The organism is Bulleidia extructa W1219 (genome assembly GCF_000177375.1).
Taxonomy (GTDB): domain Bacteria; phylum Bacillota_I; class Bacilli_A; order Erysipelotrichales; family Erysipelotrichaceae; genus Bulleidia; species Bulleidia extructa.
The window spans coordinates 39,410-64,814 of the sequence record NZ_ADFR01000009.1 but is presented as its reverse complement, the minus strand read 5'-3'; the positions used below and the strand labels follow the sequence as shown (position 1 = coordinate 64,814).

The window sequence follows — 25,405 nt, the reverse complement described above, 5'->3', positions numbered from 1 at the left end:
CATGTCAAATACAAAAAGAACAGGACAAACAGCCCTTTATGAGCGTTTAAGTCGTGATGATGAAATGCAAGGAGAAAGCAATTCCATCACAAATCAAAAGCAATTACTTGAAAGCTATGCTAAAAGAAACGGCTTTGTAAATATCTATCACTATACCGATGACGGAGTAAGCGGAACAACCTTCGATAGAGAGGGATTTCAAAAGATGATAAAAGCAGTAGAAGAAAACAAAGTATCTACTGTGATAGTAAAAGATATGAGTAGATTTGGCAGAGATTACCTCAAAGTAGGCTTTTACACCGAAATACTTTTCAAAGAAAAGGGAGTAAGGTTTATCGCCATCAATAACGGAATAGATAGCGAGAAACAAGCAGAAAGCGACTTCACTCCATTTCTAAATATCATGAATGAATGGTATGCAAGAGATACCTCAAGGAAAATACAATCTATATTCAGAGCAAGAATGGAAGAGGGTAAAAGAGTATCACCAAGCGTACCATACGGCTATTACAGAAACCCTAAGAACAAACAGGAGTTACTTGTCGATAAAGAGAGTGCAAAGGTCGTAAAACGCATTTACCATCTTGTAATAGAGGGATATGGAGTAACGCAGATAGCAGATATACTAACCAAGGATAAAGTTCTTATACCATCAGCCTATGCAGAAATACATTATCCTGAAAATAACCACAGTTCTAAGAAAAGAGGAATAGACGATCCATATTTTTGGACACCGACCACAGTAGGTTATATTTTAGAAAAAAGAGAATATATGGGACACAATGTACTTGGTAAAACAATATGCCTTGATTACAAAACTAAGAAAAGAAGAAAGGCAAAAGAAGATGAACTCATTATCTTCAAAAATACCCATGAAGCCATCATTGATGAAGAAACATGGAATAACGCCCAAAGGCTAAGAAAAACAGTAAGAAGAAGTCCGAAGTACGGGACAACCTCACACCCATTTACAGGGCTTTTAATCTGTTCAGATTGTGGAGGTAAATTAAGCTACAGAGAGCCGGCAGAACATAAAGAAAAGAAATACGATAGTGATTACTCTTTTGTATGTCAACATTACAGACACAGAAAAGGCACTTGCAGTATGCACTACATCAAAGTAAAAACAGTAAATGAAATTCTCCTAAAATCAATCAAAGAAATCACAGACTTTGCCAAAGAAGAAAAGCAAGAATTCCTAAAAGTGATGAACAAATTATCCGATGAAAAAAGAGAAGAAAAGTATCAAGGAGATAAAGAGAAGTTAGAAAAACTGTCATCAAGAAATACAGAACTAACCACCCTTATTACAAAACTATACGAAGACCACGCACTTGGAAAAATTCCTGTAAAACACTTTGATAGATTATTTAATACCTATGATACAGAGCAACAAGACTTAGAAAAACAAATACAGTATTTTGAACAAGAAATTGAAAGCTATCATCAAAGAAAAGTTGACACCGATAAATTCCTAAAAATGATAGAGAAATATACTGATATTGAAGAACTTACAGTACCAATGATAAATGAGTATATAGAAAAAGTTGTAGTCCATGAAGCAACAGGAGGAAGAAAAGGCAAAGACAGAAAACAGCAAGTTGATGTGTATTTTAACTTTATAGGCAACTGTCAAGTGCCACAAAAAGCCGATATAGAAAAAATGGCTTAAAAATGGTATAATCTTACTAATTATTGAGATAGACAAATTAGAATTTGTGGAGGTCTTGGAATGGAAAAATTTAGAAAAATGATACCATACTTGGTTGTATTAACTCTTGCTTTTTATCTATTACCATTTCTCATTAAAGATACTGGAAGTGGAATGTTTATTTTGTTGACTGTAATTCCAATAATTTGTTTTTAGTTTCGTTAATTTTTGGAGTTAAAAATTCTTCTAACTGGTTGTTTCCGGTGATTATTATGCTAATATTTGCACCGACCCTATTTATTTTTTATAACTCCAGTGCATCTATTTATATATTGGCATATGGCGTGATTTCACTGACTGGTAACTTTTTAGGAAGTTTTTTCTACAAGAAAAATCAATAGCTCGCCAAATTCCAGTTTGTCGAAGTAAAACAATTAAATACAAGCAATGATATAACAACTTACGAAACAGTAAATCAAAAAAGGTTTACTGTTTTTCTTTGTCCAAAAACAGAAGAAAGGAAATCAAAATGAAAAATATAGATGAAAAAATTTTAATGGCAGAAGAAGAAATCAAGCAGTTACAAAACAAAAGAAGAAAACTCATCAGTCAGCAGAAACAGGAAGAAAGAAAAAAGAGAGATAAAAGGATATATGAAAAAGGAGCAGTTTTTGAAAGTATCTTTAACGAGAGTAGGGATTTTACCAAAGACGAATTTTATCAGCTAATCACACTTCCGAATATAAAAGAAATAGTCAATCAAAAAATCTTAAAAATAGTAGAAGAACGAGGACAAAGCGAAAATAAAATTACAGAAACACAAGAGGGAGTAACGGAAACAGAGGAATAGTCCCTTGTTTACAAGGGCGCACTTATACACCCTAAAGGGTGTGTGCGTTCTCCGAAAGCTCTTGCAGAGAGCATATCAGCTAAAGCTGATACAGGGGAGCTACACTCCCCTACGGAAATAAATTTCCTACCCCTTGTGTACTTACCAAAAGCAATCGGATAAAAGCTATCCGATTTTTTTAGTAAGTCTTTATCATCGCCACCACACCAATATCAAAAATGGAAAGGAGGTTTTTGACTATGGCGATATATCATCTTTGCATAAAGATTATCTCAAGAGGCAAAGGCAAAAGTGCAGTAGCAGCTTCCGCCTATCGAAGTGGCGAAAAGATAAAAAACGAGTATGACGGCATAGTCCATGACTTTACAAGAAAAGGAGGAATAGCCCATACAGAAATCCTATTGCCACAAAATGCACCACAGGCATTTTTAGACAGGGGAACATTATGGAATAGCGTAGAGAAAATAGAAAAGAGTAAAAACTCACAGCTTGCAAGAGAAATCGAAATTGCTTTACCTAAAGAACTAAATCGAGAAAAACAGATTGAACTTGTTAGGGAGTATGTAAAAGATAATTTTGTAAATGTTGGTATGTGTGCCGACATTGCCTTACACGATAAAAATGATGGAAACCCACACGCACATATCCTACTAACAATGCGACCGTTAAATGAAGATACAACATGGGGAGCAAAATCAAAAAAGGAATATATCCTTGATGAAAACGGAGAAAAAGTAAAACTTAAAAACGGCAATTACAAAACAAGAAAGATAAATACAACGGACTGGAACGAGCAAGAAAAGGCTGAGCAGTGGAGGAAAGCATGGGCAGGTATTACAAACAAATATCTTGAAGGAAACAGCATACAGGAAAAAGTAGACCATCGTTCCTATCAAAGACAGGGCATAGAGCAAATACCGACAATTCATTTAGGAGTATCAGCAACTCAAATGGAGAAGAAAGGTATTGTTACAGACAGAGGAAATATCAATCGGGAAATCAGATATCAGAACAAAATATTAAGAGAAATCTCAAGAAGAATAAAAGCCTTATTAAATTGGATAAGGGGAATTGGAAAAGAAGAAAAAGCAGAAACGGAAAACATAAAATCTACCCTCCCACCAAAAGAAAACCTATTATCTGTTTTTGAAAATCTTATCCGTAACAATGCAGATAACTATAATGCAGACTTAGAAAAATATATTGAGAGTTATCAGCTACTTAAAGAGAAAAACATCACTTCATTATCGGAGTTAAAAGGAAATATACTTGCTTTAAGAGATAAGAACTACAAGACTACAAGAGTCTTAAAAGATGTTGAAAAGAAAGTGGATGATAACACCAAACTTATCGAACAAGCAGAGAAGTATTTGAAGCATAAAGACATCTACAAAGCCTATACAAAATTGAAGAAAAGCAAACAGGAATATTTTTACAACGAACATGTCGCAGAGCTTATTTTGTTTGAGAGTGCTAAGAAATATCTGAAAGAGCATTTAGGAGAAAACAAGACCTTAGCCATCAGTAAATGGAAATCAGAACTTATCACTTTGAAGAAAGAGAAAAAGAGCCTATACAATCAAATATTAGAAATACGAGAAGAAGTTGAACAAGCTGAAAAAGTTAAGACTTGTATTGAACAGTTACAGGAACATTCAAAGCAACTAACACAGGTAAAATGGAACGAGTTAGACCTATAAAATCAAGCGAAAAAATGGTATAATATTAAACAAGTATTTGATTTTGGAGGTGCTTAAATTCATGGATGAAAGAGAGAAAATCATTCGTTTATGGTTTGATATGTGGCTTACACAACAAGACTTAGGAATAGATGATATTTTTTTGGATGATGTGATTTATATTGAGAGTTGGTGTCCTAAGTATGAAAATCGGCAAACAGTAAAGCACTGGTTTAATGAGTGGAATACAAGAGGAAAAGTTCTTGCGTGGGATATAAAGCAATTTTTTCATAAGGATAATCAAACTATTGTAGAATGGCACTTCAAAAATAAAATGAATGAGGGGAAAGTTGAAGAATTTGACGGTATCTCTTTGATTGTTTGGACAGCCGATAATAAGATAAAGGCGTTGAAAGAGTTTGGTTGTAATTGTAACAACTACAATCCTTACAAAGAGAGTGAAACACCATTATTTAGAGATGAAAAAGTAAATTGGTTTTGAGGAGATAAAATATTGATGGAAAGTAGACCTGAGTTTGACAAAATTACATCGTTTGATGAATTTACTAAATACTATTGGTATCGTGAAGAACTTTCACAGATATGCAAGTCATTAGGATTAGAATATAGAGGCACAAAACAGGAACTCAATTATATTATTGAGCAATACTTTAAGGGCAATTTGATTAAAAAATCATCAATAAAAAATGAAAAGAAGCAAGTGGAAAATATTACTTTAGATACACCATTACTTGAATGTGGTTTTTCTTTTAATGCAAAGTTCAGAGAATATTTCACTGTTTTAACAGGTATCTCACCATTTAAATTTACTGCTGATATGGCAACAGTTTGGAGAAAAGTAAAAAGAGAAAATGATTTGAGTTTTACAATTCAAGATATGCTAAAAGTTTATTATGGGAAATCAGATTATGCAAAGTATGATAATTCGGTTTGTCAATGGAATCAATTTTTAAAGGATTTCTGTGCAGACGAAAATAGTTGCAACTACTCAAACAAATTAAAAGTAGCTTCTATTCTTTGGAAAGAAGTCAGAAATTCAAGAAATGAAAAAATTTATTCAAAGAATCTTTTGACTGAATATGCCGATAAAATAAAAGAGTATTGCAAGTAGGATATTTTTAGCTTGCTAAACTAACAATTCAATAAAAGCTAACACGAAAGCAGTAAATCAAAAAGGTTTGCTGTTTTTTCTTTGCTTAAAAACGGAAAGGAGGACACATGGAAGAAGAAAAAAGAGTAATAAAAGAACCACAACATAAACAGTTAATAATGGATATTGGAAAAACAAAATACACCGTAAACTTACATTTCAAGCAAGGTACAGGGGAAACATACAAGGATAAAATACTAAAGCTAATCAAGAGAGAAACAGAGAAGATATAAATTTGTCAAAGAAATTTTGTTTATGTCCTTGACAAATCTTTCCAAAAGGAACGATAGTCCTTGAATGTGGAAAGATGCTTGAAGATAACGGCTATGAGATAAAAATCTTAAATACCATTAACTTCAAAAAGTCTATGAAATACAATCCTTTTGCTTATATCCGTTCTGAGAAAGATATTTTGAAATTGGTGCAGACAATTATAGCAAATACGAAAGGAGAGGGAGAAAAAGCAGGTGAAGATTTTTGGGTAAAAGCTGAGAAGCTCTACTACACAGCACTTATTGGATACATTTGGTATGAAGCTCCATTTGAGGAAAAGAACTTCGCAACGCTTCTCGATATGATAGACGCTTCAGAAGTTAGAGAAGATGATGAGAGCTATATGAATCCGATAGATAGACTCTTTGAAGCACTGGAGAAGAAAGAACCTACACACTTTGCAGTGAAGCAATATAAAAAGTACAAATTGGCTGCGGGAGTAATAGAATTAAGGAGAACGCTTAATCACTATTTTAGTGAAATATGTACTTCTTAATTCTTTTTTATTGAAAAATTAAGAGAAAGGGGGTAAAAATGAGGAATTTTGAAAAGATAACAGCACTCTATGAGAGATTAAGTCGTGATGATGAACTGCAAGGAGAGAGTAACTCTATCATCAATCAGAAAAAAATATTGGAAGAATACGCAAGCAAAAATAATTTGTCAAACATCATTCACTTTACAGATGATGGAATCAGTGGAACGCAGTTTGACAGACCGGGATTTATGGCAATGATGAACGGAGTTAATCAAGGAAATATCGGTTGTATCATCGTAAAAGATATGAGCAGACTTGGCAGAGATTACCTCAAAGTCGGTCAATGTATGGAGATACTAAGACAAAAGGGAGTAAGACTAATCGCTATCAATGACAATGTAGATAGCTTTTACAGAGAAGATGATTTTACCCCCTTTAGAAATATCATGAATGAATGGTATGCAAGAGATACATCAAGAAAAATCCAATCTACCTTCAGGTCAAAAGGCGAAAGTGGGAAACATACTGCAAGCACACCGCCTTATGGCTATATCAAAGATGAAAAAGATAAAAACAAATGGATAGTAGATGAAAAAGCAGCCGAAGTAGTAAGACGAATATTTAATATGACCATGCAAGGTAATGGTCCGTATCGAATAGCAAAGATATTGGAGAGTGAAAAAGTAGATATACCCGCCTATCATCAACAGAAATTAGGCTATGGACTATATCAAAGCAAAAACTTTGAACATCCCTATCGTTGGTGCAGCTCAACCATAGCAAGCATTTTAAAGAAACAAGAATACTTGGGGCATACAGTCAATTTCAAAACAAGAAAACACTTTAAAGACAAGAAAAGCAAATATGTATCGGAAGATAACTGGCTAATATTTGAAAATACGCATGAACCAATCATAGACCAAGAAACCTTTGATAATGTGCAAAGGATAAGAGGAAATGTAAAAAGATATCCTGACGGTTGGGGCGAATATCACCCACTAACAGGACTGATGTATTGTGCAGATTGTGGAAGCAAGATGTATGTTCATAGAACAAGCAACTACAAGAATGTCCCATACTATGTTTGCAGCAATTACAAGAAAGTACCTTGTGGCACACTTTGTCCCTCCGCTCACAGGATAAAAGCGGAAGTAGTCTTAAATCTTATTCAGGAAACACTAAAAGATATTAAAAAATATCTTGATGAAGATAACGAAGCCTTTATCCGTTCCATTCAAAATGAAATGGAAGAAAAAGAAAAATAGAGATAGAAAAGAAACGCACAAGGCTTATTGACAGCAAAGGGAGATTACAGGAATTAGAAAGACTGATGTGCCGTATCTATGAAGATATGATCCTTAACAAAATACCAAATAGCAGATATGAGATACTAAATAACCAATATGAAACAGAACAGGTAGCTTTAAGTAAAGAAATTAAGGATTTGGAGCAGCAAGTTGCAAGATATGAAAAAGAAACAGACAGAGCCAAGAAGTTTATATCCCTTATCAGTCGCTATGAAAACATTGATGAACTTACAACTACAATGATAAATGAATTTGTAGAAAAAATTATCGTACATGAAAGAGATAGAAAAGGAAGTCAAACATCAAAGCAAAAGATAGAAATTTATTTTAATTTCATAGGCAATTACGAACTGCCACAGGCAGAGTTAAGTGATGAAGAAAAACAAAAACTTGAGGAAGAAGAAAGAAAAATCAAGGAAAGAAAAGATAAGCTACATCAAAATTATCTAAAGCGAAAAGCAAGTGGAAAACAGAAAGAGTATGAAGATAAATATAAGGCAAGAAGGGAGCAGAAGAAACAGGAAAAATTAAAGGTTCTGAAAAGAGTTGGAATACCGGCAAGAGATTTTCAGTAGAATATTGTGGATTGACTTTGAGGTTAGATTATGCTAACATATGGTAAACAGTGTTATCTTAGATAGAGGTGAAAAATTAGTGAGGAACAAAGAAGCTACAATTAAAAAAATCTTACAGAGTGCAAATGATGAGTTTACAGAGCATGGATTTGAACAGGCATCTGTGCGTGTAATTGCTAAAAATGCGGGAGTTACACCGGGTGCAATATATAAACACTTTAAGTCTAAAGAAGACATTTTTAAGGCTATTGTGAGTCCAATATTAAACCATCTATACACAAGAAATAAAGAACTTACAAATCAGGCAATAAATGAAATTAAATTAAATGGATTGGAGTGTTTTGAAAAAAAGTCTGATAATAGCAACGAAGAATTATTAAGGTTTATTTATCAGAATTTTTCTGTGTTTAATTTGCTTTTTAATTGTTCACAAGGCACTGAATATGAATTTATTCGTAATGATTTGGTAAATTTAGAAGTTCAAGGAGCAAAGAAACTAATTGAAGTTTTAAAAGAAAAAGAGATTGAAGTGAATGACTTAAATGATGATGAACTTCACATACTTTACACGATGGCTTGTACTCCTTTATTTGAGATAATAACACATCAATATTCTTATAAAAACGCCTTGAACTTTATCAGCATGATGGAGGCTGCGATGAATTTTGGATGGGGGAGGATTATTAAATGAAAACTTAAACATGGTAACTATATAAGAGACTATTGAAATCGGGGTAATCCCGATTTTCTGCATTTTTAGGGGAAGTAAACAGAATTAAAAATTATTTACTAAATAACGGAGGTATTAAAAATGAATGAAAACAAATTAAAAATAAAAGATTTAGTCAATATAGGAATTTTTTCGACTATATATATGGTTGTTTCATTGTTAACAATGATTTTAGCAATGTTTTCTCCAATAATATGGTTGCTATGGCCATCAATAGCAGGACTTGTGTGCAGCTTTGTTTATATGTTTTTGGTTACAAAAGTACCTAAAAAAGGAACAGCATTATTACTTTCTTTGATAACTGGACTTATATATTTTATATCAGGTGAATGCACATGGACAATGTTGATGAGCTTTGCAATTGTTGGAGTATTAGCTGAAATTACAAGAGCAATAACAGGATATAAAAGTGTAAAAGGAGCGGTAATATCATCAGGAATTTTAGCAATGGGGTTTATAGGCTCTCCGCTTCCAATGTGGTTATTCCAAGAAAGCTACATGAAATCAATTATTGATATGGGGATGGATCCTAAATATGTTAGTCAGTTAAAAAATATGATTTCTATTGGTTCTTTGATAGGCTGTTTGGCTTTAGCTTTTGTTGTAGGAATGATAGGCGGACTTATAGGTAAGGTTATACTAAAAAAACATTTTGAGAAGGCGGGGCTTATATAATGGGCGTTATCCCAAATGGAGTAATTAAGTTAGACGATAGGACTAAGATAATTTTACTATTATCAACAAGTATTTGTGTTTTTTCTACAGGGAAATACATTGTTGTAACTGCTTTTATTGTCATACTTATGTTGCTTTCATTTTTACTTGGGATTGGTAACAAAATATTTACAGCAGTACTCAATTATGCTTTTGTAAGCATAATTGAGTACAAACTTTTCCCTATAATGCCTGAAGTTTTGGTGGCTAATTTTAACATTCTCATTGTTACTGTTATTAAATTAACTCCTTGTTATTTGGCTGCTCAGATGTTAATACAAACCACATCAATACGAATGTTGATGCAAGCCTTAGAAAAAATTAAGTTTCCTAAAGCACTTATTATTGCACTGGTAATTAGCATGAGGTATTTCCCTGCACTTAAAGAAGAGCTACACCATATTTCAAATGCACTAAAGTTGAGAAATATAAAGGGCATTAAAAAAATAAAGTTTGCTTTAATGCCTTTAATGGTTTCGGCATCGAATACGGCAGAAGAATTAAGTCAAGCAATTATAGCTCGTGGAATTGATAACCCTGCTAAAAGAACATATGAAATTCAATCGTCAATTCAGGTGATTGATGTTTTTGTTATTGGTGCAAGTTTTTTAGCAGTCTTATATTTGTTAATCGGGAATGTTTTGTAGTAGAGAGGTGAATTTAATGATTGAAATGAGAAAAGTATTTTTCTCGTACAAAGCAGAAGATGAGATACAAGTTAGTGATTTAAATATAGAAATCAAAGCAGGTGAATTTGTTTTATTGTGTGGAAAAAGTGGATGTGGAAAAACTACTATATTAAAAATGATAAACGGTTTAATTCCACATGCTATTGAGGGCAATTATCAAGGTAAGGTTACAATTTACAATAAATCAGTAAGAGAAATGGAAACATTTGAAATTGCTGAAAAAGTTGGTTCTATATTTCAAAATCCCAAAACACAATTTTTTTAATTTGGATTCTGATGGAGAATTGTCATTTGGATTAGAAAATATGGGGATAGAACCTTGTTTAATAAAGGCTAAAGTTCAAAACACAATAAATGAATTAGATATAGAGAATTTAAAAAATAGGAATGTATTTGAATTGTCAGGCGGAGAAAAGCAGATTCTTGCAGTTGCTTCTGTATACGCTACAAATCCGGAGATATATGTGTTTGATGAACCTTCTGCAAATATTGATGAATGTGGCATTGATAAAATAAGAGAAATGCTTATTAAACTTAAAGAACAAGGTAAGACAATTATTATATCTGAACATAGATTGTATTTTCTTGTTGATTTAATTGATAAAGCAATTTATTTAGAAGACGGAAAGGTGAAACACACTTTTTCAAATACAGAATTTGCTCTGATCGATAATAAAATGAGAAAAGAAATGGGGCTGAGAGCCTTTACAAAAAAAGATAATAATGATTTTGTAATTCCAATTGAATTCCATAAAACAGATGAGTTTGTAATATCAAATTTAAATTATAGGAATAATCATAAATGTGTTTTGAAAAATATAAATATTTCTGCTAACAAGGGAGATATTATAGCAATTACCGGTAAAAATGGGCAAGGAAAAACTACATTGATGAAAATTATATGTGGTTTATTAAAAGAAAATGCTGGGACTATAAGCTATAACGGTAGTCTTTATAAATATAAAAAAAGAAGAACGCTTTGCTATATGGTGATGCAGGATGTGATTCATCAATTGTTTTCCGAGAGTTTGATGGATGAATTCACTTTGTTTGATTCAAGCGTTGATAAAGAACAGATAGATAGTATCTTAACTAAATTAGAACTCATCAAAATGAAAAATAGACATCCTATGTGCTTGTCAGGAGGACAAATGCAAAGACTGGCTGTAGCAGTTGGTATGTTAATGAATAGAGAAATTATTATTTTAGATGAGCCGACGAGTGGTTTAGATTATTTGAATATGATGCAAATAAGCGAAGTTATTAAAGAGTTCTCAAAAAATAAAATAGTATTTATTGTAACACATGATAAAGAGCTAATTGATAACGCTTGTAACAAATTATTTGAAATATCTGATGGAGAAATATACGGATTTAGTGAAAGAAGGTAAAAGATGGAAGTATTAAAAGAGCATAAGGGAAAAGTATTTGCATCTGCTTTAATTGCAATAATAGGAGTTGGGTTAGGTGTCATTCCTTACTTTTCAGTTGCAAATATTATTAACAATATTGTTGAAGGAAAAGTAGAAATAGGTGCTTATATTCCATATATATTAGCAGTGTTGGTTGGGCTTTTAGGCAGTATATTATTTCATGAATTTTCAACCATTATTTCTCACAATTTAGCATATAGGGTAATTGAGGGAAAAAGGAAAAAATTAGTTGATAAGCTAAGTAAAATTTCCATGGGAGAGATTGAAAAAAGAAGTAGCGGTCAATGGTCACAATTTATGGTAGAAACGCTTGATAAGATGGAACAGCCTATTGCTCATGTAATCCCAGAGGTAATTGCAAATTTACTTATACCAATTGTATTAGTAGTAATAATTTTTATTATGGATTGGAGGATAGGGGTAGCTAATTTACTTACGATTCCACTTGGTTTGCTATTTTTTATGATGATGATGAGGGGATATGAAGAAAAATCAAAAAGGTACCAAGAAGCATCTAAGGCTATGAATACTATAATGGTGGAATATGTTAATGGTATTAAGGTCATTAAAGCATTTAATAAGTCAGCATCGTCATTTGGAAAATTTAAAGAGACGGTTAATGAAAATAAAAAGTCAATGCTTGATTGGTATTTAAGTGTTTGCTTTTCGATGACTGGGGCAATGGAAACTATACCTGCAACGATGATTTTTGTTTTACCAACATCATTATATTTATTTATGCAAGGAAGCGTAGAAATGAGTTCACTAATTATGTGTATTTTATTGTCTTATGCTTCATATAAACCTCTTATAAAAGCAATGAGCCATTTGGAAACTATGGCAAATGTGAAAATGGTTATGAAAGAAATAAATAAAGTTATGGAAATTCCTGATCTTGAGCGAGGAAAACAACTAAAACATATAAAATCATATGATGTAGAGTTTCAAAATGTATCATTTGCATATGATGACTCTAAAAATGTATTAAATAATATTTCATTTAAAGCAAATGAAAAGGAGCTTACCGCAATAGTTGGGAACTCCGGTGGAGGAAAGTCAACAATTGCAAAGTTAATAGCTGGTTTTTGGAACATTGACAAAGGCAAAATTTTTATAGGAGATGTTGACCTTAACGACATGCCATTGAAACAAAATATGGAACTTATCACCTATGTATCTCAAGAAAATTTTCTTTTTAATAAAACTATTTTAGAGAATTTAAGAGTAGCAAAAGAAGATGCAAACATGGATGAAATCAAAGAAGCTTGTGTGAAAGCAAGTTGTCATGATTTTATTACGAATCTCCCTAATGGATATGAAACGGTTGTAGGGGAGGGAGGTTCAAGTCTTTCAGGCGGAGAAAGACAAAGAATTGTAATTGCGAGAAGTTTTCTTAAAAATAGTCCGATTGTATTGCTTGATGAAGCAACTGCATATTCAGATCCAGATAATGAAGCTATTATTCAAGAATCAATTGATGCACTGATTAAAGATAAGACAGTTATTATGATTGCTCACAGGCTCTCAACTATTGTAAATGCTAATAAAATTATAGTAGTAGATAACGGAAATATTGTTGAGGAAGGTTCTCATGAAAAATTACTCGAATTAAATGGTAGGTATAGAGAAATGTGGGATGTATATACAGAAGCTAAGGAAATTGAGGTGATTTAAAGTGAGAGAATTATTAAAAACTTTATACGAGGTTTCTGGTTCATATTCTAAAAGAATAACCAAAATGCTTATCTTTGATGTAATAAAAGGGATATTTGAAGGGGTTTCTTTAGGTGCTATTCTATTTTGCTTAATGAAAATTTGTGAAAGTATTTTTAAGGGTCAAAGCATTGTAATTAAGGATATTTATACTGTTTTTGCAATTGCAACAATGAGCGTAGTTGGAAAAATTTTATTTGGTTATTTGGCAGATAGGAATAAATACATTGCTTCTTATAGCTTAGGTGCTGAAAACAGACTGTATATAGGTGATCGCCTTAAGAATGTAAATATGGGATATTTCACCACAAATTCTTTGGGAAATGTATCAGGCGGATTGTCAACTGTTATAGGCGAACTTGAAACAGTGGCAGTTTTGATCATTGAGCAAATGCTCGTTGGAACAATACAGACAATGATAATGGTATTATTTGTTCTTCCGTATGATTTAATAACAGCCATAATTATCCTTTTAACTTTGATTGTTGGAGTCTTAGTTAATATGTCAACACAAAAAAAGACAGATATTTTAACTGGAAAATTACTGGGACTTAAGTTGGATTTAAGTTCGAAAATAATAGAGTATGTAAAAGGAATTGGAATAATAAAAGCGTTTGGAAAAGATGAAAATACAGTTAAAGAATTGAATGATAGTATCGTAGAGAGTCGTAAAGGTTTTTTTGCAGTAGAAAAAATTTTAGTACCTACACAATTTCTATTTCTGTTGGTATTTAAAATAGGTATATGTGTAATTATATTTAGTTCTTTAATGAGATATTTTTCAGGAAGTATCGATGCGACTAAATCTATTATGTTGATTGTTATGAGTTTTATAGTTTTTTCCGGGTTTGAATTAGCAGGTAGTATGCAGAGTATTAAAGGGGTTGCAGTTCAAAATTTAAATAGCGTGATAAATTTAAGAAGTCTACCAGTGATTAAAGAGGGCAATAAAACGAAAGTTGACACAGTAGAAATTGAAATGAAAAATGTTTCTTTTTCTTATGATGATAGTGAACTTTTTAAAAATCTAAGTTTGAAAATTCCTGAAGGGAAAACAACAGCTCTTGTCGGGTTCTCTGGTAGTGGAAAAACAACTTTATGCAATCTTATGGCAAGATTTTGGGATGTGCAATCAGGTGAAGTGAAAATTGGTAGCAGCAATGTCAAAGAATATAATTATGACCAACTTCTATCTAATTTTAGCTTTGTATTTCAAGATGTATATTTATTTGATGATACAGTAAAAAACAATATTAAATTTGGTAATCCAAATGCTACTGACGAAGAAGTGATTGATATTGCAAAAAAAGCTCAATGCCATGATTTTATTATGAAACTTCCTGATGGATACAATACTATTTTACAAGAAGGAGGCTCTAATTTATCAGGTGGAGAAAGGCAAAGAATATCTATAGCAAGAGCAATGTTGAAACAAAGTAAATTTGTAATTCTTGATGAAGTAACATCAAGCGTAGATCCTGAAAATGAAAAGCAATTATTGATTGCATTAAAAAATCTATTAAAGGGCAAAACTACAATAGTTATTGCACATAAGCTATCTACTGTAAGAAATGCAGATAAAATAATTGTTTTGAAAAATGGGGTTATTGAACAAATAGGAACACATACTGAACTGAAATCAAAAGAAGGTATATATAGAGATTTTATTGCAAATAGAAGAAAATCTGAAGAATGGGTAGTTTAGAAAGGTTTGATATATGAATATTAGTTAGATGTAAGAAATGGGTGAGTAAGATGAAAAATCTTTTTCATATAGAAAAAAGAAATAACAAAAAATTCTTCTTGCTTTATAGTTTCTTATTATCTCAAGCAACTAAATATATCTGAAGAAAAGATAGATTCATTTCTTTTTGGAGGACTTTTTACGCCAAAGTGTAGAAGTCCTCCTTTTTTATTCTCAAAAAGCAAAACAGAGAACAGGAAAAGGAGGATAACACTATGGCTAAAGAATATTACCTTTATGTAAAAGGAAAAGCTGTACCTGTAAGTGAAGAAGTTTACAAAGCCTACTGGAAGATAACAGAGCATGAAAAGTATCTCCAAAGAAAAGATTGGAAGCATAATGTTATATCATTTTCAGCACTGGATCATGACGGACACTTTGTAGATAACATCATAGATGAAAAAATAGACTTAGAAAAAATTGTAGAAGTAAAAATGCAAATTGAAGAATTAAACAAGGCATTAGCTACACTGACAAAAGAAGAACGAGAGTTAATGGAAGCCATCTTCTACAGAGAGGAAAGTCTAAGGTCAATCGGTAAAAAAGAAAAAGTAAGCTATCAAACAATCGGAAAAAGGAGGGATAAGATTTTAGAAAAACTGAGAAAGATTTTAGAAGATAAAATCTAAAAACTTGGAAAGGTTAAGTATCAAAAAAGGTGCTTAACCTTTCTTTGTAAAATACCGTTATGTAACACGAAAAGCTGATATAGAAAAATGGCTTAAAAATGATAAAATGTTATTAGTTAATGTAGACTAACTTCCGTTTGTGAGGTGTTCAAAATGGAATATATTGACATAAATAAAGACAAGGAAAAAATAGTTTTACTCATACATCCAATGCTTTCTTCTGCTGAGGGAATGAAAAAGTTAATTGCCGATAATATTGGAAATGAGTATAGATATATTATTCCGGATTTGTCTGCTCATGGTAGATTGATTGATAAAAAGTATCTATCAGTAAGACAAGAAAGCGAAAATTTGCATAATTATCTTAAAGAAAATGATATTAGAGATATTTCTTTAGCCTTTGGAGCATCAATAGGTGGTGTAGTGTTACTAGAATTATTAAAATACAAGGATATAAAAATAGCTAAAGCTTTATTTGAGGGATGTAGTTTATGTCAAAATGCGAGTATTTTAGAGTTTATTATAAGAAATATTTTTCTATATGAACGGAAAAAAGCGATTAAAAATAATGACTCAGCTAATAGAAAAATTATAAGCATATACGGAGAAAAAATGGGACGAATGATGGCTGAAACTTTAATCAGAATAGATAAACAAAGCATTAAAAACATCTGCCATGATTGTGCATTTGTAGATCTTCCCAAATTATCAGAAGTAGAACAAAAGAGGTGCATATTCTGTTATGGCTCTAAGGAAATTAACTTAAAATATGCGAAGAAAGTTATTTTTAACGAATATCCATATGCAACATTAAAAATATGGGATGGGCAAAACCATTGTACAAAGATAACAACGAATATAGAAGAGTATTGCAAAACGATAAAAACTGAGATTGGTTAAAATATCTTACTTAAGGGGATGTTATGAATGAATGATAAAAGCAATAAAGAATTTTGGGATAAATTTGCCAAGCTATATGCTCCTTTTATGAGGAAAGACAAAGGAGTTTATGATAAAGTTTGCGAATATATTTGCTCTTATTTGAATAAAGATATGAATGCACTTGAACTTGCTTGTGGTTCGGGGCAACTATCCTTGAGCCTTTCAAAATATACAAAAAATTGGATTGGGACAGATTTTTCTGAACAAATGATTTTGGAAGCGAGAAAGCATGGAGAATATGAAAATCTTGCCTTTGAAATAGCCGATGCAACATCATTAAATTTTGTAGATGGAGAATTTGATTGTGTGGTCATTGCTAATGCACTTCATATAATGCCAAATCCTGATAAGGCAATGATAGAAATATACAGAGTATTAAAACCTAATGGTATTTTGTTTGCTCCTACTTTTTTATGGAAAGAGGGAAAGCAAAGTAAATTCAAGAAATGGCTAATGTCCGTTGCGGGATTTAAGATGTATCAAGAATGGAATAAAAAACAATTTAAAGATTTTATTGAGAAGCATGGATTTTCAGTAGTTGAAATGAATTTGATACATGGAGGGCTTGCACCCATCGGCGTTATGATTGCTTATAAAAAGTAATATTAAAATTGGGATTTTGGAGGAGAGTTAGTGATGAACATACATGAGTTTGGAGCTGATAAAAATAAAATAATTGTATTGATTCATCCTTCATTAGTCATGTGGGACTATTTTGAATACATTTTATCTATACTTAAAGAAGAGTATCATGTTATTGTTCCTGCACTTCCCGGATATGATGAAGAAAATCCAAACGAAAATTTTACGAGTGTAGAAGAAATTGCCGATAATTTATTAGGGTGGCTGAAAGAACATAAAATTGAGAAAGTTGATCTTTTATATGGTTGTTCTATGGGAGGCTCTATCGCTTTAAAAATGTTCTCCAATCACGGAGTTAAAATAAGGAACATTATTTGCGATGGAGCAATAACACCATATCAGCTTCCTTGGATTGTTACAAGAATGATTGCCATAAGAGATTTTCTTATGATTTCTATAGGTAAAATTGGAGGGCTAAAGCTTCTTGAAAAATCATTTTCCACAGATGAATACAGCGAAGAGGAATTGAAGTATGTTGCTAAAGTCCTTAATTTTATTAGTTATAAAACGATATGGAGAACATTTGAATCTTGCAACAACTATGTTATGCCAAAGAACGTGTCAGAACATAGCGGGCGTATTCAATATTGGTATGGTGATAAAGAGTCTAAAGCTCGTGCATGGGATATCCAATATATGAAAATTCATTTTCCTAATACAGAGTTTATCAAATTTGAAAATATGGGTCATGGCAGCATGGCAAGTCTTTATCCTGTGAAAATGGTTAATCAATTCAGAGATTTAATGGAAGTTAAGAAATAGAATAATTTGCCATGTTTGGAATTAAGGAGGTATGCATTGTGAGTATTAGATATAAATTAACGGAATTTTTATTTCGTCATACTGTGAAACCTATGATGAAAAAAGCGATAAAAAATCCGGATGAATATTTTGCTAAACAAGAAAAGAAACAGAAATCTAAACTACCTCTTGAAAAGCTTCATAAATCTTATGATTTTGAAGAAAGATATGTGAATGACACTTTGTATTATGCAGTCAAACCAAAAAATAAAGTAACAAATAGGCTTGTGTTATATTTCTTTGGTGGGGGATATACCATTCCGGGGAATTCCGGTGATTTTGAGTTTGCTCAAGATATAGCTAATCAAAGTCAGGCTGAAGTTTGGCTTGTATGGTATCCGCTTTTTCCAAAAGCAACCGGCTTGCAAATTATCGACGCAGGTCTAAACGTTTATAGCGAGGCACTTAAGGTGTTTAATGCAGATGATATTATATTTTTTGGTTTATCAAGTGGAGCAAGCCTTGCACAAAATATATGTTTGCATATTCTTGAAAACGACATGAATTTACCAATGCCTAAAAGATTGATTATGCACTCGCCAACCTTTCGTATTCCTCCGACTAAAGAACAGATGAAAGAGATGGAGAGACTTGATAAGTTTGATTGCATTATTCCGGCTTGCTACATGAAAGAACAAGATCAAGTAATGCAAAGAATAAATTTAAATAATGTGGAATATATGAAATCGCCAATTGAGTACTCATGGAAGGGGCTACCTGACATGTATATCATTTATGGTTCTTATGAAGTGTTGATAGCAGAGCTGCCGGAGGCAAAAGAAAAAGCTAAAATGGATGGCGTGGTTATGAAAACATATATAGGAGAGAGAATGATGCATACTTGGGCGGCGGCAGGATTTTTACCTGAGGCAAAGGAAGTAAGAAGCAACATATATGCCGTAATACGAGGAGATAAAGATGATAGCTTTCTCTTGTAATATTCTACAGGTAGCTTTCAGAAGAAAAGTGGATATTGTGGGGTGATTGATAATTATGTATATGACGATACTGCTTGCAGTTATTATGATGATTGGATTGTTCTTATTGCTGTGGGCAGGAGTTGGATTTATTCAAAACAAAGACTTCTTTTCTTCGTGTCCTAAAGAAGTGTTTGATGTTATTGAACCAAAGGAAAAACGCTTTCGTGGTCAGAGTTTAGTTGGATGGATATTAGCTATTATTGCAATACTATTCATGGGGAGTTCAATTATCGTTGGTGCAGTGGATGGTGTTCAAAATAACTTTACTTACATTCAGTTTTTCATTAGATTTCTGATGATACTTCTTTTGCTGAAAGCCTTTGATATTGTATTTTTTGATTGGATACTTTTGTGCAATCGAGGTTTTAGTTTTTTTGAACATTATTATCCGGAAGTGGTAGATAAGCTTAGTCCTAAACTCTTTGGATATAACAAAAAGGAACACATTATTCAAGTGTTATTTATGATTATCGGATCGTTAGTCATTGCATGGATATGCACATTATTTTAAAAACTAAATTCAAATTAGTAGGAGGTGTTTATACTTGGAAGAAATAGAAATGCAAGAAAAATAAAACCTGTTTTGAACGGTGCTGCGGAAACGATGCTTCAGAGTTTTTATGCAAGAGCACAATATTCCAAGAGCAAAAGACATAAATTTTATGATGCCAAAGCGGTGGAATTGGTTGAAAAAATTGATTACGATTTTACTGTCGCCACAAATGATTCCCTTATGAGTTATGGCGTGATTGCAAGAACGCTTGTATTTGATGAACTGGTAAAAGAGTTTATTGACGAAAATCCAACCTGTACAGTCGTAAATATTGCTTGTGGACTTGACACGAGATTTTATCGCATGGATAACGGAAAAATCACATGGTACAACCTTGATTTGCCTGAAACAGTTGAGGTAAGGAATCAGATTTTTGCAGAATCCGGCAGAGTTTCAAACATCGGTATTTCAGCAACGGATTCGGCGTGGGCAAAAGAAATAAAAGCAGATGGGAACATTCTGTTTATCATTGAGGGCTTGTCAATGTACTTGACAAGGGAAGACAATGCCCAAATGCTCAGAATTATTCGAGAGAATTTTGACAATGCTTATGTTCTTATGGAGTGCCTGTCAAAAAGGTGGGTGGCGAAAGAAAATGTTGAAAAGTCCATACAAAAAACAGGAGCAAAATTTATATTTGGGGCGGATTCCTTTGATGATATTAAGGATATTGCAAGAGGTTTCCGTAGTGTAAAGGATGATGATATTACGAGGGGGATGTCTGCTATATTTCCAGTGCTTAAGCTTATTAACTGGTTGCCGATTGCTCACAAACTATCACAGAAAATCTTGATATTTGAGAAAGTGTGATGTTATCGTTTTGGTTGCCATCATGAAGTACACACTGCGATAGGTAAATTATAGCTTATATAACTAACAACTAATATGAAAACAGTGAATTGAAAGGAACAGTTTACTGTTTTTTTATTTGAGAAAAATTGAAACGGAGGAATGAAAAATGAAGAAAGAAAACACATTACAGGAAGTACAGGAACAAATTTCTGAACTTCAGGAAGAAAGAGAAAAGTGCGATGTGAAGCTGAAACAATTACAAAATCAAGGCAAGAAATTAGAAAAACTTGCAAACGAAAAGGAACGAAAAAGAAGAAATCATAGGCTTATACAAAGAGGCTTGATAGTAGAAAGAGTCATTAAAAATCCTCTCATGTTTACTAACGATGAGATAGAAGAATTACTTAAAGTTGCTACTCACACAAAAGAATACAGACAAGCCTATGACGAAATGATAAATGGGAAAGATATGGAAGATGAAACAGACATTGAGTAAACAGAATAAAAAACCTTAGTTTTTTTCAGATGCTCCCTGCAAGGGTAAAAAGCTTCGCAGGACGCAAAGCACCCTTTAGGGTGTATAATTGCGCCCTTAGAAAAACTAAGGGATTTTAGCAAGTCTTTGAAAATCCAAAACTTAATAAAAACATACGGATAAAGCAGATAGGAAAAGATACAAAAAATAACCTGTCTGCTTTTTCCTTTACCTGAAAACAAATAAAAAAATGAAAGGAGCTTAAACAGATGGCAGAAACATTTCACTTTAGTATTTCTATGATAAGTAGAGGTAAGAGTAAATCGGCAGTTGCAAGTGCAGCATATATCTCTTGCGAGAAAATCAAAAATGAATGGGATGGAGAAGTTCATGACTATCATAATAAAAAAGGACTTTTACATTCAGAAATCTTCTTGCCGGAGAATGTCCCTATAGCATTAAAAGATAGAACTACTTTATGGAATAGCGTTGAACTAAATGAGAAAGCAAGCAACGCACAGCTTGCAAGAAACTTCATTATCGCCTTACCGAAAGAATTATCCTTTGAAGAAAACAAAAGACTAATCACAGAGTTTATACAAGAAAATTTTATATCAAAAGGAATGATAGTAGACCTTGCAATCCATGATGAAAGTGATGAAGAAAATAATAATATCCATGCACATATTATGACTACCCTTAGACCAATCAATGAAAAAGGAGAGTGGCAACCAAAATCAAAAAAGGAATATATCCTTGATGAAAAGGGAGAAAAGATAAAACTAAAAAGCGGAAACTACAAAACAAGAAAAGTAGAGCTGACAGACTGGAACGACAAAGGCAACGCTGAGAAATGGCGAGAGAATTTTGCAAGTCTTTGTAATCAGTATTTAGAAAAAAATCATCAGGAAAAGAGAGTAGATCATCGTTCCTATAAAAGGCAAGGGATAGAAGAAATTCCAACCATTCATTTAGGAGCAAGTGCCAGTGCCTTAGAGAAAAAAGGAATCGAAACCGACAAAGGAAATATCAACAGAGAAATCAAAAAGCATAATTCTTTAGTAAAAGCCATTAAGAACAAGATAAAAGAAATCACTTCTTGGATAGACTCTTTACTTGGAAATCTGCAAGTAAAATACGATGAGTATAAACAGACCAAGAAAGATGAACTGGAGAACAAAGCGGAACTCTTTAACCTCTATGAATACATTTCTATTTATAACGAAATACAGGGAGAAAAAACAAAAAATCTGTCTTATTATGGACAGATAAAAAAAGGAAATGCAGACCTAAAGAGATTTGTAAAAGCAATTTATTATTTGAAAGATAATCATCTTCAAACCATAGCAGACCTACAAGGAAAAGTCTTTGAACTGGCAAAGCAAAGTAAAAAGATAAGTGGTGATATTCAAGAAAAGACACAAAGAATAAAAGACCTAAACCAATGTGTAAGTTGCATAGACGCTATCAGAGAAAATAAAGAAATTTATCAGGAATATAAAAATAAAACACTATTCAAAGACAGCTTTTACAATTCTCATAAAAAGAAAATAGACAGATACCTAAGAGCAAGAAAGACCATAGAAAAATTTACCGGGACATCATCCATCAAATTAAGTGATTGGCAAAAAGAAATATCAAGCCTTGAAAATCAGATACAAGAGCTAACCAAAGATAAAGCTAAAGTACAAGACGAATTTAAGCAGATAGACCATATCAAATACGCAGTAAAGATTGTCAATGAAGAGTATGGAATAGATTTATCCATTGAAATAGACAAAGCAATCAAGCGTGGAGAGAAACCAAGCGTAATTGCACAACTGAAAAAATTCCAAGAGCAACAGGAAAAGACAGATAAATACAAACAAAAAGCAAAAGAAAAATATTCCGGGCAAGAAAGGTAGGTAAACTATGAGCCAAGTGCAAGAAGAAATGTATTCAAAGGTGGAACAGATGGTAAAAGAGCTGTTGCAAAAATTCTATCACCTAACAACAGAAGAAGCCGAGAAAATACAAAATGAAGTGTTCCAAAATATGAGAGAAAAAGTAAATGCAGTAAAAATCAATCGAGATAAAAATACGGAAAAGAAAAGTATTAAAGCAGAGATTGAAAGATACAAGAAAATGGAGCAAAGAGAGAAAAATAGACCAAAGGCACGAACTAAAGAAGACATAAAGATGGAGAAAGAAAGGTAGGTAGAAATGGCAGAAAGAAGAATGTTATCAAAGTCTGTTATTCAATCGGATGTGTTTTTGGAAATGCCGTTATCATCACAAGCCTTATATATGCACCTTAATGTTTGTGCAGATGATGACGGCTTTGTTAGTAATCCAAAGACTATATTAAGAATGACAGGAGCCGGAGAAGATGACTTAAAACTTCTAATAGCAAAAGGCTTTGTCATTGTTTTTAAGACAGGAATTATAGTGATAACTCATTGGAAAAGAAATAACTATATCCAAAAAGACAGATACAAAGAAACCATTTATAAAGACGAGAAAGCATATCTAAAAATCACGAATACCAACACTTATGAAAAAACTGAAAATATATGTATCCAGAATGTATCCAGTTTGGATACGCAGATTAGGTTAGGTAAGGGGAGATTAGATGGGGTTAGTATAGATGAGGGGAGAGTAGAGCAAGGAAACCACAATCCCCCATCTTCGTTTTATGGAGAATATAAAAATATCTCCTTAACGAATGAAGAATATGAGAAGTTAAAGGACAAATTACAAGACCATACAGAAACAATGATAGATAAGTTATCCACTTATATAAAAAGCACAGGAAGAAACTATAAAGACCATTATGCAACCTTAGTTCATTGGTACGAGCAAGACAAAGGGAAACTAAAGGAGGGCAGTAAATCAAAAGTATATACCTTTGAAGATTATGACAAGGGAGTACACCTGTAGACCTCGTATAAGACGGTGGAAAGGTGTTTTTAGAGCTTTAATCATAAAATAGGTATCAGATTATAGCTAAGTGTAAAAACATCATGTAAGGGCTTAAAATTGCAGTATGGAAAAAATATCGTATTTATGATAAAATGATAATGATATGGTAATAAACTCAGTTGTAAGGAGAGGATATATAAATGCGAATTCAATTTACTGTAACCGATGAAGAACTTGAAATTTTAACTAAAAAAGCAATAGAGGGAGGTTTCCCAAGCATTACTGAATATTGTAAGTGTAGTAGTTTACAAGAAAATACAAGCTATGTTGACCTATATACTACCTTATTAAACAAAATTAGCTCTTTACCGAAGGGCAAAGAATTTGTTTTAAGAGAGTTAATCGCAACACCGCCGGCATTGATTGGTAGATGGTTTTATGAAAATGTAAATAAGGGACTTGTAAAAAATGTAGAACACATCGGAAAAGCTGAAGGTGGAGTAGAAAAATACAAAAGAATATAAGACTTATTCAAAAAGCTACTCAGTGCGTGGCGAATTGGAAAAGAATTTAGATAATGTTGGAGGTGCATTTAATGGCAGATGAAAATAAAGAGATTGTTATTGTAGATGATAAAACCATACAGAAAAAAATATATCTTATTCGTGGACAGAAAGTAATGCTTGATGTAGATTTAGCTGAAATATATGGTTATGAAACTAAAAACTTTAATAGACAGGTGAAAAACAACGCAGAAAAATTTGAAGGTGAAGACTTCATGTTCCAATTAACGGACGAAGAAATGGCAGAACTTTCAAGGTGCAAAAATTTCACCTTGAACAGAGGGACTGGTAGAGGAAGTAATATTAAATACAATCCTTATGCCTTTACAGAACAAGGAATCTATATGCTTATGACTGTACTAAGAGGTGAACTTGCTGTTAAGCAAAGCAGAGCCTTAGTTAGAACATTTAAGCAAATGAAAGACTTTATCATAGAAAACCAAGATTTTATCGGTTCAAAAGAATTAGTACAAATAGCAGTACAGACAAACCAAAACACAAAGGATATAGCTGAAATAAAGTCGCAAATGGCTACAAAAGAAGATTTGAAAAAGGTTATGGATAATTTTATCGATCCAGACACATACAAGCATTTCCTTTTAATGAACGGAGATAAGATTGAAGCAGATGTTGCCTATACAAAAATATATAAGTCTGCGAAGAAAAGCATTTATGTAATAGATAATTATATAGGCTTGAAAACCTTAGAATTATTAAGGGCTGCAAAAGACAATGTTGAAGTCATAGTTTTTAGCGACAATGTGAAAAACAAGGATATGCTGACAAAAAATATCCTAAACGATTTTAGAAAAGATTACCCTAATATCAATCTGAAGATGAAAATTGCAGGTAAAAAGTATCACGATAGATATATTGCCATTGACTATGGAACAGACAGTGAAGCCTTTTATCTTTGCGGAGCTTCATCAAAAGATGCAGGAAATAAAATATCAAGTATTACAAAGATAGAGGAATCTTCCAAGGATATGTATCATACGATGTTTGGCGTAATGCTGAGCAATAAGGATTTGAAAATTTAATATGTAAATGGTAAAGCGTTATTAAATGAACAACCATAAGACTTGTGAAAGGCGGTAGAAAATAAAACTCTATCGTCTTT

The 25,405-nt window shown here is 32.5% G+C and carries 26 protein-coding genes and 1 pseudogene; all 27 read left to right on the top strand.

The window, feature by feature from the left end; genetic code table 11:
• Window position 1: 1 nt before the first annotated feature.
• The gene (locus HMPREF9013_RS04790; RefSeq protein ID WP_006627249.1) at window positions 2-1,672 is read left to right on the top strand and encodes a recombinase family protein; all 1,671 of its coding nucleotides are present in this window, start codon (window positions 2-4) and stop codon (window positions 1,670-1,672) included.
• Between the two features lie 508 nt (window positions 1,673-2,180).
• The gene (locus HMPREF9013_RS04780) at window positions 2,181-2,501 is read left to right on the top strand and encodes a DUF3847 domain-containing protein (protein ID WP_006627248.1); all 321 of its coding nucleotides are present in this window, start codon (window positions 2,181-2,183) and stop codon (window positions 2,499-2,501) included.
• Window positions 2,502-2,740: 239 nt separating this feature from the next.
• Window positions 2,741-4,201, top strand: coding sequence for a MobQ family relaxase (gene mobQ / locus HMPREF9013_RS04775; protein WP_006627247.1), 1,461 nt, complete (start codon window positions 2,741-2,743; stop codon window positions 4,199-4,201).
• 61 nt (window positions 4,202-4,262) lie between these two features.
• Complete coding sequence (locus HMPREF9013_RS04770) at window positions 4,263-4,682, top strand: nuclear transport factor 2 family protein (protein WP_006627246.1); 420 nt, start codon at window positions 4,263-4,265, stop codon at window positions 4,680-4,682.
• A 12-nt stretch (window positions 4,683-4,694) separates the two neighbouring features.
• Complete coding sequence (locus HMPREF9013_RS04765) at window positions 4,695-5,312, top strand: SAP domain-containing protein (RefSeq protein ID WP_009222501.1); 618 nt, start codon at window positions 4,695-4,697, stop codon at window positions 5,310-5,312.
• Between the two features lie 107 nt (window positions 5,313-5,419).
• Window positions 5,420-5,584 carry a transposon-encoded TnpW family protein gene (locus HMPREF9013_RS04760; RefSeq protein WP_006627244.1) on the top strand — a complete coding sequence of 55 codons (165 nt, stop codon included), beginning with the start codon at window positions 5,420-5,422 and terminating at the stop codon, window positions 5,582-5,584.
• A gap of 41 nt (window positions 5,585-5,625) precedes the next feature.
• Window positions 5,626-7,951 (top strand): annotated as a pseudogene (locus tag HMPREF9013_RS04750) (DUF4368 domain-containing protein); the annotation flags it as partial.
• 73 nt (window positions 7,952-8,024) lie between these two features.
• Window positions 8,025-8,675 (top strand): TetR/AcrR family transcriptional regulator, encoded by a 651-nt coding sequence (locus tag HMPREF9013_RS04745; protein ID WP_006627240.1) that lies wholly within the window; start codon window positions 8,025-8,027, stop codon window positions 8,673-8,675.
• Between the two features lie 120 nt (window positions 8,676-8,795).
• The gene (locus tag HMPREF9013_RS04740) at window positions 8,796-9,389 is read left to right on the top strand and encodes an MptD family putative ECF transporter S component (RefSeq protein ID WP_006627239.1); all 594 of its coding nucleotides are present in this window, start codon (window positions 8,796-8,798) and stop codon (window positions 9,387-9,389) included.
• Window positions 9,389-10,075 (top strand): energy-coupling factor transporter transmembrane component T, encoded by a 687-nt coding sequence (locus HMPREF9013_RS04735; RefSeq protein WP_006001322.1) that lies wholly within the window; start codon window positions 9,389-9,391, stop codon window positions 10,073-10,075. Before HMPREF9013_RS04740 ends, HMPREF9013_RS04735 begins: the two co-directional genes overlap by 1 nt.
• A gap of 16 nt (window positions 10,076-10,091) precedes the next feature.
• Complete coding sequence (locus HMPREF9013_RS07670) at window positions 10,092-10,382, top strand: ATP-binding cassette domain-containing protein (RefSeq protein WP_006627238.1); 291 nt, start codon at window positions 10,092-10,094, stop codon at window positions 10,380-10,382.
• Window position 10,383: 1 nt separating this feature from the next.
• A complete protein-coding gene (locus HMPREF9013_RS04730; protein ID WP_006627237.1) occupies window positions 10,384-11,508 on the top strand; it encodes an ABC transporter ATP-binding protein in 1,125 nt (374 codons plus the stop codon).
• 3 nt (window positions 11,509-11,511) lie between these two features.
• On the top strand, window positions 11,512-13,224 hold the full coding sequence (locus tag HMPREF9013_RS04725; protein ID WP_006627236.1) for an ABC transporter ATP-binding protein: 1,713 nt from the start codon (window positions 11,512-11,514) through the stop codon (window positions 13,222-13,224).
• A 1-nt stretch (window position 13,225) separates the two neighbouring features.
• Window positions 13,226-14,968: an ABC transporter ATP-binding protein gene (locus HMPREF9013_RS04720; protein WP_006627235.1), complete on the top strand. Its 1,743-nt coding sequence runs from the start codon at window positions 13,226-13,228 to the stop codon at window positions 14,966-14,968.
• Window positions 14,969-15,222: 254 nt separating this feature from the next.
• Window positions 15,223-15,636 carry a sigma factor-like helix-turn-helix DNA-binding protein gene (locus HMPREF9013_RS04715; RefSeq protein ID WP_006627234.1) on the top strand — a complete coding sequence of 138 codons (414 nt, stop codon included), beginning with the start codon at window positions 15,223-15,225 and terminating at the stop codon, window positions 15,634-15,636.
• 153 nt (window positions 15,637-15,789) lie between these two features.
• On the top strand, window positions 15,790-16,536 hold the full coding sequence (locus HMPREF9013_RS04710; RefSeq protein WP_006627233.1) for an alpha/beta fold hydrolase: 747 nt from the start codon (window positions 15,790-15,792) through the stop codon (window positions 16,534-16,536).
• Window positions 16,537-16,563: 27 nt separating this feature from the next.
• On the top strand, window positions 16,564-17,181 hold the full coding sequence (locus tag HMPREF9013_RS04705) for a class I SAM-dependent methyltransferase (RefSeq protein ID WP_006627232.1): 618 nt from the start codon (window positions 16,564-16,566) through the stop codon (window positions 17,179-17,181).
• A 33-nt stretch (window positions 17,182-17,214) separates the two neighbouring features.
• The gene (locus HMPREF9013_RS04700; protein WP_006627231.1) at window positions 17,215-17,982 is read left to right on the top strand and encodes an alpha/beta fold hydrolase; all 768 of its coding nucleotides are present in this window, start codon (window positions 17,215-17,217) and stop codon (window positions 17,980-17,982) included.
• Between the two features lie 38 nt (window positions 17,983-18,020).
• Window positions 18,021-18,959 (top strand): alpha/beta hydrolase, encoded by a 939-nt coding sequence (locus HMPREF9013_RS04695; RefSeq protein ID WP_006001302.1) that lies wholly within the window; start codon window positions 18,021-18,023, stop codon window positions 18,957-18,959.
• A gap of 61 nt (window positions 18,960-19,020) precedes the next feature.
• Entirely contained in the window at window positions 19,021-19,512 is a 492-nt protein-coding gene (locus HMPREF9013_RS04690; RefSeq protein WP_232209569.1) for a hypothetical protein, read from the top strand.
• A gap of 24 nt (window positions 19,513-19,536) precedes the next feature.
• On the top strand, window positions 19,537-20,364 hold the full coding sequence (locus HMPREF9013_RS04685) for a class I SAM-dependent methyltransferase (protein WP_006627230.1): 828 nt from the start codon (window positions 19,537-19,539) through the stop codon (window positions 20,362-20,364).
• Between the two features lie 148 nt (window positions 20,365-20,512).
• Window positions 20,513-20,842: a DUF3847 domain-containing protein gene (locus HMPREF9013_RS04680; protein WP_006627229.1), complete on the top strand. Its 330-nt coding sequence runs from the start codon at window positions 20,513-20,515 to the stop codon at window positions 20,840-20,842.
• Window positions 20,843-21,090: 248 nt separating this feature from the next.
• Window positions 21,091-22,725 carry a MobQ family relaxase gene (gene mobQ / locus HMPREF9013_RS04675; protein WP_006627228.1) on the top strand — a complete coding sequence of 545 codons (1,635 nt, stop codon included), beginning with the start codon at window positions 21,091-21,093 and terminating at the stop codon, window positions 22,723-22,725.
• 7 nt (window positions 22,726-22,732) lie between these two features.
• The gene (locus HMPREF9013_RS04670; RefSeq protein WP_006627227.1) at window positions 22,733-23,017 is read left to right on the top strand and encodes a hypothetical protein; all 285 of its coding nucleotides are present in this window, start codon (window positions 22,733-22,735) and stop codon (window positions 23,015-23,017) included.
• 6 nt (window positions 23,018-23,023) lie between these two features.
• A complete protein-coding gene (locus HMPREF9013_RS04665; RefSeq protein WP_006627226.1) occupies window positions 23,024-23,740 on the top strand; it encodes a hypothetical protein in 717 nt (238 codons plus the stop codon).
• 182 nt (window positions 23,741-23,922) lie between these two features.
• Entirely contained in the window at window positions 23,923-24,246 is a 324-nt protein-coding gene (locus HMPREF9013_RS04660; RefSeq protein ID WP_006627225.1) for a hypothetical protein, read from the top strand.
• Window positions 24,247-24,317: 71 nt separating this feature from the next.
• Window positions 24,318-25,325, top strand: a complete 1,008-nt coding sequence (locus HMPREF9013_RS04655; RefSeq protein ID WP_005542032.1) for an ORF6N domain-containing protein — start codon at window positions 24,318-24,320, stop codon at window positions 25,323-25,325.
• The last annotated feature ends 80 nt before the right edge of the window (window positions 25,326-25,405 follow it).